This is a genomic window from Thalassolituus sp. UBA2590 (genome assembly GCF_002339775.1).
Lineage (GTDB): Bacteria > Pseudomonadota > Gammaproteobacteria > Pseudomonadales > Oceanobacteraceae > Thalassolituus.
On the sequence record NZ_DDKU01000088.1, the window covers coordinates 1 to 8,332 of the forward strand.

The 8,332-nt window shown below is 49.8% G+C and carries 8 protein-coding genes; 3 read left to right on the forward strand and 5 right to left on the reverse strand.

The features are described from left to right. Positions 1–79 precede the first annotated feature (79 nt). Positions 80–295 carry a 50S ribosomal protein L31 gene (rpmE, locus tag B2067_RS08375; protein WP_068435180.1) on the reverse strand — a complete coding sequence of 72 codons (216 nt, stop codon included), beginning with the start codon at positions 293–295 and terminating at the stop codon, positions 80–82. A gap of 181 nt (positions 296–476) precedes the next feature. Between rpmE and B2067_RS08380 the strand changes: the two genes are divergently transcribed. After that, positions 477–2,684, forward strand: coding sequence for a primosomal protein N' (locus B2067_RS08380; RefSeq protein ID WP_297530858.1), 2,208 nt, complete (start codon positions 477–479; stop codon positions 2,682–2,684). A 316-nt stretch (positions 2,685–3,000) separates the two neighbouring features. After that, on the forward strand, positions 3,001–3,879 hold the full coding sequence (locus tag B2067_RS08385) for an AraC family transcriptional regulator (protein ID WP_301388107.1): 879 nt from the start codon (positions 3,001–3,003) through the stop codon (positions 3,877–3,879). Between the two features lie 433 nt (positions 3,880–4,312). Here B2067_RS08385 and B2067_RS16085 read toward each other — a convergent pair whose 3' ends face one another. Further along, on the reverse strand, positions 4,313–4,669 hold the full coding sequence (locus B2067_RS16085; RefSeq protein WP_414716223.1) for a putative quinol monooxygenase: 357 nt from the start codon (positions 4,667–4,669) through the stop codon (positions 4,313–4,315). A gap of 521 nt (positions 4,670–5,190) precedes the next feature. Between B2067_RS16085 and B2067_RS08395 the strand changes: the two genes are divergently transcribed. Further along, the gene (locus B2067_RS08395) at positions 5,191–6,192 is read left to right on the forward strand and encodes a GlxA family transcriptional regulator (RefSeq protein ID WP_297530850.1); all 1,002 of its coding nucleotides are present in this window, start codon (positions 5,191–5,193) and stop codon (positions 6,190–6,192) included. 86 nt (positions 6,193–6,278) lie between these two features. Here B2067_RS08395 and B2067_RS08400 read toward each other — a convergent pair whose 3' ends face one another. The 3 genes from B2067_RS08400 to B2067_RS08410 form a co-directional block, all read right to left on the reverse strand. Beyond that, positions 6,279–6,542, reverse strand: a complete 264-nt coding sequence (locus B2067_RS08400; protein ID WP_068440496.1) for a Txe/YoeB family addiction module toxin — start codon at positions 6,540–6,542, stop codon at positions 6,279–6,281. Continuing rightward, positions 6,539–6,781 carry a type II toxin-antitoxin system Phd/YefM family antitoxin gene (locus B2067_RS08405; RefSeq protein ID WP_022990187.1) on the reverse strand — a complete coding sequence of 81 codons (243 nt, stop codon included), beginning with the start codon at positions 6,779–6,781 and terminating at the stop codon, positions 6,539–6,541. The genes B2067_RS08400 and B2067_RS08405 overlap by 4 nt, the downstream gene beginning before the upstream one ends. Before the next feature lie 175 nt (positions 6,782–6,956). Next, a complete protein-coding gene (locus B2067_RS08410; RefSeq protein WP_068440523.1) occupies positions 6,957–7,754 on the reverse strand; it encodes a substrate-binding domain-containing protein in 798 nt (265 codons plus the stop codon). Positions 7,755–8,332 lie beyond the last annotated feature (578 nt).

Consider the following 8,332-nt stretch of genomic DNA (forward strand, 5'->3'; position numbering starts at 1 on the left):
GGAGTCAGGCTTTTTCATTTGCTGTCCCAAAACTGTGGGACAGCAGTGCGCAGAAGCGGGCTTTTTCAGAACGCGTCGATTACTTCTTACCGCCGAAGCCACCGAAACGCTTCTGGAACTTGTCGATACGACCGCCAGTATCCAGAACTTTCTGCTTACCAGTGTAGAACGGGTGGCATGCAGAACATACGTCCAGGTACATAGTGCCTGGCTTGGTCGAGCGAGTCTTAACTACGTTACCGCAAGAGCAGGTTGCTTCCAGGGTAGCGTACTCAGGATGAATACCGTCTTTCATAAATCACCTCACAGTCTTCGCGCCGCCACATCCCGGGGACCACTTTCTTCGCCTGATCTCTCAGGCTGGGCCCAATATCGGTATGCACCGCGCTACTGGCTTGTTATAGATACAATATGCCCTTGCAAGGGCAATAAGGACGCGCATAATACCAGAGCATTCCGTATCAGCAAGCTTTTTCATGTCCTTTTATGTTGTCGACGTCGCTCTGCCCGTCCCCCTGTTACGCACCTTCGATTACCTGCCGGTAGAGGGTGACGCCCGAGAAAACTACCAACCCGGTCAGCGGGTTCGTGCAGACTTTGGCAGACAGCTGCTCACTGGCATTGTCTTGGGCACTCGTGACAGCAGTGAAGTTCCCACGAATAAGCTCAAACCTTTGTTAGCACGCTTGGATGACGCACCGTTACTGGCTCCGCGTGACCTCAGTCTTGCCCGCTGGATGTCAGATTACTATCACCACAGCCTGGGTGACGTGCTCGAACACTGGATACCAACCATGCTGCGGCGCGGAGCCGGACTGAACGAAGCCGATGAGAGCGGTTGGCAACGTATCGCCTCACCCAATACAGAGCCAGCACTCAAAGGCAGCAAGCAGCTGGCATTGTGGCAGCAGTTTCAGCGACAGGAATACATTGCTCATCGATTTCTGACAGCTCAGGGCTTTTCGCTGGCCCAGTGCCGTAAGCTGGCCGAACTCGGATTAATCGAGGAACAGACGCGACTGCCAGTCCCTGCACTACCTGAATCCGTCCGACCGGCATTGCAGCTAAATGACGAGCAAGCATCGGCGGTGAAAAAAGTCTCTGACGTACTGGGGAAATTTAAGGCCTGTCTGCTTGAAGGCGTGACGGGCTCAGGCAAAACTGAAGTCTATCTCCAGCTTATCGATAAGGTAATAAAACAGGGAAAACAGGCGCTGCTGCTGGTGCCTGAAATCGGCCTGACACCGCAGACCGTGCGCCGCTTTCAGGAACGTTTTAATGTGCCCGTCGCACTGCTTCACTCGGGTCTGAATGATCGTGAACGACTGCAAGGCTGGCGACAGGCGCGTGAAGGTCAGGCGCGGATTCTGATCGGTACCCGTTCAGCGGTGTTTACCCCCCTGCCGGACCTGGGCCTGATTATTCTCGACGAAGAGCACGACGGCTCCTTTAAACAGCAGGATGGCCTGCGCTACTCGGCGAGGGATTTTGCACTCGTGCGTGCCCATCAGGCTCAGGTACCTGTCTTGCTTGGCTCTGCAACGCCGTCGCTGGAGAGTCTGCATAACGCATTAACAGGCAAATACCTGCATTTAAAACTGACCCGTCGTGCCGGAAATGCCAGACCACCGGGCATGAAGCTCCACAGTATTCTGCATCAACCTCTGGTGCACGGCTTTGCCGAACCAGTACTCAGCGCCATGCAGCAACACCTGAATCGCGGCAAGCAGGTCTTGGTATTCTTAAACCGTCGTGGCTTTGCCCCCTTATTAGCGTGCAAACAATGCGGTTGGAATGCAGAGTGTCGACGCTGCGATGCGCGCATGACACTGCACCAATATCCTCCGCACCTGCATTGCCACCACTGCGACTATCAGCAACCCGTGCCGAAAGTGTGCCCGGAGTGTCACTCGCCGGATATTGAACCCATCGGTCAGGGCACTGAACGCATTGAAGACCATCTGTCCGTGTTATTTCCGCAAACACCCGTAAAGCGCGTTGACCGTGATACCGTGCGTACGAAGCAGGCGTTCGATGATTTATTTGAAGAAATTCATACTGGTGATCCGTGCATTCTGGTCGGTACGCAAATGCTGGCCAAAGGCCATCACTTTCCCGATGTCACACTGGTGGTAATACTCGACAGCGATGCTGGATTATTCAGTGCGGATTTCCGGGGAATGGAACACTCAGCGCAGTTAATCAAGCAGGTCGCCGGACGTGCTGGCCGGGCAGAGTCTCCCGGCGATGTCTGGATTCAGACCCTCTATGCCGACCACCCGCAACTCAACCTGTTAATCGATGACGGTTATCACGCGCTGGCACTCTCGATATTGCGCGAGCGCTTAGATCAGCAACTGCCGCCCTACTCCCACATGGCCATGCTACGCAGCGAATGTGAAGACAGAGCGACGGCTCAACGCTTTCTCGAACAGGCCCGGCACATACTGCAACACTGGTTAAAACAATACGGCCAGAAAGACGCCCCCGTCACACTGCTCGGCCCGGTGCCTGCAATTATGGAACGCCGAAACGGTCGTTACCGTTTTCAGCTACAGGTGTTCTGCAGCGAGCGTAAGGCCTTGCACCAGACGCTCGATGCGGCATTGAAACAACTTCAGGAATTAAAAGGCTTCAACAAAGTACGCTGGCACATCGATGTTGATCCGCTGGATACACTCTGATTAAAGCCCTTAGAAGCTACTGAATAACATAGAAGCCTGAGGAATAGAGTGTAATAGGTAATATCTCCAGCGGAAAGATCGCAACCCTAAGGTGCAACGGTGATACAAACGAATCAGTTGAGATCTTATTATTCAAGACACCACACACAATCACACTTGCCGATAAATTGCCGATCCTTGCCTATTACTACAATCAACAACAGAGAGCCTCAACCCTGCCCTCAAGCCAGTGCTAATATAAAGAGACCTAATCGAAAGCAGCCGACAGGGCGAGCGAATGTCCACAAACACCTCAATAAGTAGTTCAGATAGCGCCTTGGACAACAAGCTAAGCGGCCTCATTGCCAGCCTTATCGGACAGAAAGCCCGCATAGATACCGATGTACCAGGACTGAGTCTTCACCGCTGGACCGAACCCACCGACCCTACCAGTTATATGCTAGCTCCGAGCATTTGCCTGATCGGCCAGGGACGTAAACGCTTATTCCTTGGAGAAGAGACCTTCATCTACGACGCCGAGCACTTCCTGATAACCTCAGTTGAGCTTCCTGTCGTCACGCAAATTATTGAAGCCTCACCCGAGAAGCCCTATCTGGGCCTGACCATGGAACTCGACCTTCGCCTGATTTCACAACTAATGATAGATAATCAGATAACGCCGGATAAGAAACAGACAGACCGCTGCGGAATCGGAGTCAGCCGGGTGCCCGGAAATTTGAATGATGCCTTCTGCAGACTTCTTAGTCTTGCGAGTCAGCCAGAAGATATCGTGCCTCTCGCCCCCCTTATTCGGCAAGAAATTTTCTATAGATTACTGAAAAGCGACCAAGGCCCACGCTTACGCGCTATTACCTCGAACGCCAACCATGGCTACCAGATTGCCCGCACCATCGAATGGATGAAAGAAAACTTCAGTAAGCCAGTAAAAGTCGAAGACCTGGCGAATAACTCGGGAATGAGCGTCTCTGCATTTCATAACCACTTTCGCAGTATGACTGCGATGAGCCCACTGCAATTTCAGAAGAAAATGCGGCTCAATGAAGCGCGTCGACTAATGCTGGCAGAACACCTCGATGCATCAAAAGCGGCCTTTGAGGTCGGCTATGAAAGCCCCTCACAATTCAGCCGAGAATATAGCCGTCTGTTTGGGGCGCCGCCGATGAAAGATATTCGCCAGCTTTCACAGACGGTGTAGCAGTGTGCTAGTTAAAACCCTTCAATACCAGGGCGGAGCAACGTACTTACCGCGAGTGACGGCAGGCTGCGCCGGATTCTGCAAACCTTCGCCAAACGAAATAACTTCAATATTGTCCGCGTTGTCAGGGCCGAGTGATAAAACAACGTGGTTGGTATCCCCCGCCTATGCCTGTATTACTGCGATAGAACACCAGATCACCACGGCGAGGGCGCCAGTAGGTGCCTGAAAACGGGAAATCAGGCCAATCATTCCAGACCTTAGTCCAGGTGGCTTCAAAGCTCTCAGTGTTTCTGACAAGTGATTTCCTTTCCTTATTAAACTAACGCTCGGCCTTTGGGCGGGCGCTTTTTGCGCGTCCCGCCGCGCTTTTAAGGGTCCAGTTGAACACTTTGTCAGGCTAATTGTGAGCATACAAGCTAGAAGACCAAAATTATTTACCAGCTTCTGCAATAATCTCAAAATTATGAATGTTGTTTAGAACACCGTTATCCCAGCCGCCAACGACAAGATCATCCGCTTGGGCCTTGAGGGCAGCAGCAACTTTCCCGGCAAAGTGAGCTTCTCTTCCACCCTCATCGGTAAAGGTATCAAAAATACCAAAAGTGTTGCTATCTAATTTAAGTGATGTCCATAACAACGTTTTTGGTTCAGTTTGTGCGACAACAGATGCGGCTCCGATTAATAGCTGCTGTAATTCTTGCTCTTTTCCTGGTTGGGCTTTTAACACTATATAAGTTGCGCTTGTAGCATTTTCTAAGTCTGTGTCAGGTTCTTTATAGGATAAAATGCTAAAGTTAGAAATATTAGCAACAACCCCCTTATCCCAACCATGCGCTACGAGCGTATCTGCATTGGTATTTAATGCGGCTGCTACTTTCCCTGCAAAGTGCTCTGACCGGCCCGCTTCATTTGGAAAAAAATCAAAAATTCCGAAACTGCCATCGTTTTTTTTAAGCGCATACCAATACAAGGTATTGGGTTCAGTTTGCGCGACCAATGTTGCGCCTTCCTTTAGAAAAGCAGTTAGCTCTTTGTCTTGTCCAGACTTAGCCTCAAATGGAATATAGGTTGCTTCTTTCATGATAGTCTCCTGTTTTGGTACTTCTGAGCGTGATATAGACGCATTCATTAAAATGAATAGAAATACAGTTAGATAAATACTTGCTTTACGCATAGGATTGAAAATTTTCATAAATTCCCCTTACGTTGAAATCGAGGTGCCATTGTAGGGTTTGGCTCAGCTTGACCAGTAGTGACAAAAAAGACACCATACATGCAATATCTGCCATTGTTTTTTGGAGTGTATGAATGACGACAATTGTGATTCTTTCAGTGAATAACGCCTTACCATCAGGGCTTATGGGCATGGTTGATATCTTTGCATTAAGTGGTTTGCATTTTGTGCAGAAGTCTGGAGATGGAGCACTTTCGAAGGTGGACTGGCACCCAAACGTGATTTTGGCGAATCATGATGGGCAGCCGATAACTGACGGGCATGGGCGTAATTTTGAGGTCGACTCTGATTTTGCTTCAATTAAGCATTGCGATGCAGTGTTGGTACCTGGGTTTATTCCAAATGGTCAAGGACACCCACCGAAAACCACTACAGATATGCTTACCTGCTCATGGTTGGCTACACAATATAAAAAAGGAGCGCTCATGTGTGGCTCTTGTAGCGGTGTATTTGCACTTGGAGAGGCGGGCTTACTTAATAACCGAAAATGCACTACCACGTGGTGGTTACATGATGAATTAAAGCAACGATTCCCAAAGGCGAATGCGGTATGGGCAAGTGAATTAATTGATGATAACGGTATCATCACTGCTGGTGGCCCCCTTTCCTGGGTTACCATTGCATTGCATGTAGTGAAAAAGCTTGCTGGTATTGAAACGGCGAAGGTTGTGGCTGATTTTTCTGTCGTTGATGCGATACCAAAATCTCAAAACCTGTATGTGCCGGAGGGGTATCAGGCTTCAAACAATCCATTCCTTGCAAAAGCGGAATATACCATTCGTAAAGCACACTACCAAACCATGAGCGCTGGTGATTTGGCAAAAATAATGGCTGTATCTGAACGTACGCTAAATCGTAAGTTAAAAGAGTTAACCGGAGAAACCCCCAAAGCCTTTATTGACGGGGTTAGAATAAGCCATGCTTGCACATTGTTAGCAACCACCAATACGTCCGTAAAGGAAATCGCCCTTTCTCTGGGTTATACGGACGATAGCGTATTTCGTCGTCTCTTTAAGAAGAAAATGAAAATGACACCTTCCAACTATCAGCAACAAAGACGCAATAATGAAAGTTAAGCTTTTAGCCTAACGCTGAGCTTTGCGGCAATTTTGGAGCCGCGAAGCGGTGGAAAAATTGTCCGGCAACAGCGGCTGGTTATGCATTATTCGTAGTGGCTCCAGAGTCTGAGGACTTTCACCACTTGCTCGTCCTCCAGTACTTGGTAGACCAGGCGATGCTGAATATTAATGCGACGCGAATAGGCCCCCGCAAGATCACCAATTAGCTTCTCAAACGGAGGCGGCTTGCGATAAGGATCTTCCGCTATTAGCGCTAACAGTTCCTGGGCTTTTGGTTTGAGGCCGCTGGAGGCCAACTTTTTTGCATCTTTCTGGGCCTGCTTGGTGTAAACCAACTTCCATGTCACCAGTCCAGCTCCTCATCGCATGCATCCACGGGGGTATCCATCCCTTCCCGAATAGACCCCCGCATACCGGGTACGGAGAGCAGATAAAGTGTTTCTTGAATAGCAGACCAGTCTTCTTCGGATACCAGAACAGCTTTATTCCGCTTACCCATGATGACGATTGGTTGGTGGGACTCGGCGGTCTCGTCAATCAACCGATAAAGGTTGCTGCGCGCCTCAGTTGCAGTGATTCCGGTCATAACGCACCTCTTGCGTGTTTAACTTTTCACCAAGTGTACGCCTCTCGGTACGTACGTCAAGACGAACGCCCTGTATAACGACTAAGCTCACCGGCGGCAATGGAGCGCAGCGGAATTGCCGTCCGGTGCAGCGCCTTGTTATGCATCGAATTATGGGGCAACTAATAAATAGCGATTATCTCCGCCACCCTTCGGTGGCCATTATCTTTTGGGCTTCTTCGGTAACCAGAAAGTCTAGGAACATCTGCGCCTCACGGTCTGCGTCAGGTGAGATGACTACATTGACATCTCGCCAGATCGTTCGGTCTTCATCTAAGCGAACAAGCTCCAATACATCGGGGTGCGTGATCGGCCAGTTCGGCCAGGTAATCCAGGCATCAGCGTCCAGCTCCTTGAACGCATTGAAGCTGGCGCCAGAACCGAGCGAGTACGACACGATATTCTTACGAAACTGCGCGACGTCATTCAGCGAGCCCATGCGTCCGGCGACGTCTTCCCATGTTCCAGTTCCGGAGGTGTTGTAGATGCCCTTGCCCTCCGTAACGACGATTTTCATTCCTTCCACTAGAAGCGCGTCAAAGCCCTGAATATTCTTTGGGTTGCCGGCCTTAACGGCTATAACGGTGGGCCTGATATAGATCGGCTCGACCTTGCTGGGGTCGAAGGTCTTGTAGGTTAGCAGGAATGCCGTCATCGACTGCTCCGAAGTACCCCAAAGTATATCGGCATCTGCCTGGGCATCAGCAGACCATCTGCTTTCAGGCCCGGCGATAATTTCCACTTTGGTACCCGAACGGTTTTCCCAGACCTCAGCGACTTTTTTGAAGGCGGTATTCGGCCCCCCAGCACCATACAGTTTGACGACACCATCCTTCGGCTCGTGCTCGATTGATGGGTCATAAAGTGATGTCTGAGCGAATGACGGAACAACTGCTGCTGCACAAAAGAGTGCTATGACGATAACTATTTTCATTTTCTATCTCCTAATTTGAATGAGATTGTAAGTTGGCTGTGAGGCATAACGCCGCCAGAACGCGGCAATTTTGGAGTGGATTTTTTTGTGGCAGCGTAGCGCCCGCCACGAAAAAGCGACGGAAAAATTGCTCGCTGTTACTGGCCTTGTTATGCGCTACTTCCAATTGCCGTCTTCATCGAAACTGTCAGCGTCTACTGCTATCAAGATCTTTGAAGGCTTAGATATTAGGTATGAGATGTTACCCGTTCTCCTACCCGATTTCACAACAACAAGCACTTCAGAACCTTGCTGACTCTCATAAATCGGTGTTTCGATTATTGCACCACTTTCTAACTCAACAAATGTTGATTCGCCACGGTGTGAGCTTATTACTCCGCGCTCAACGCTCACTACTTTTGGAGCGTCGGTTATGTACAGATATATCCAGTAAGTCAACGCAATTAAGCACGCTGCTGAAATAATGTAAATCAAGATCTTACTCAACATGGATACAGCCTACGAGTACGCATAACGCCCGCATTTGCGGCTGGTTTGGAGCGTAGCGGAAAACCAGTGATCTTGCCCCGATAAAACGG

Excerpts from the sequence above, each read along its gene's own strand:
- B2067_RS08380 (WP_297530858.1), top strand. The coding sequence starts at position 477 with ATGTCCTTTTATGTTGTCGACGTCGCTCTGCCCGTCCCCCTGTTACGC.
- B2067_RS08395 (WP_297530850.1), top strand. The coding sequence starts at position 5,191 with ATGACGACAATTGTGATTCTTTCAGTGAATAACGCCTTACCATCAGGG.
- B2067_RS08410 (WP_068440523.1), bottom strand. The coding sequence starts at position 7,754 with ATGAAAATAGTTATCGTCATAGCACTCTTTTGTGCAGCAGCAGTTGTT.
- rpmE (WP_068435180.1), bottom strand. The coding sequence starts at position 295 with ATGAAAGACGGTATTCATCCTGAGTACGCTACCCTGGAAGCAACCTGC.
- B2067_RS08405 (WP_022990187.1), bottom strand. The coding sequence starts at position 6,781 with ATGACCGGAATCACTGCAACTGAGGCGCGCAGCAACCTTTATCGGTTG.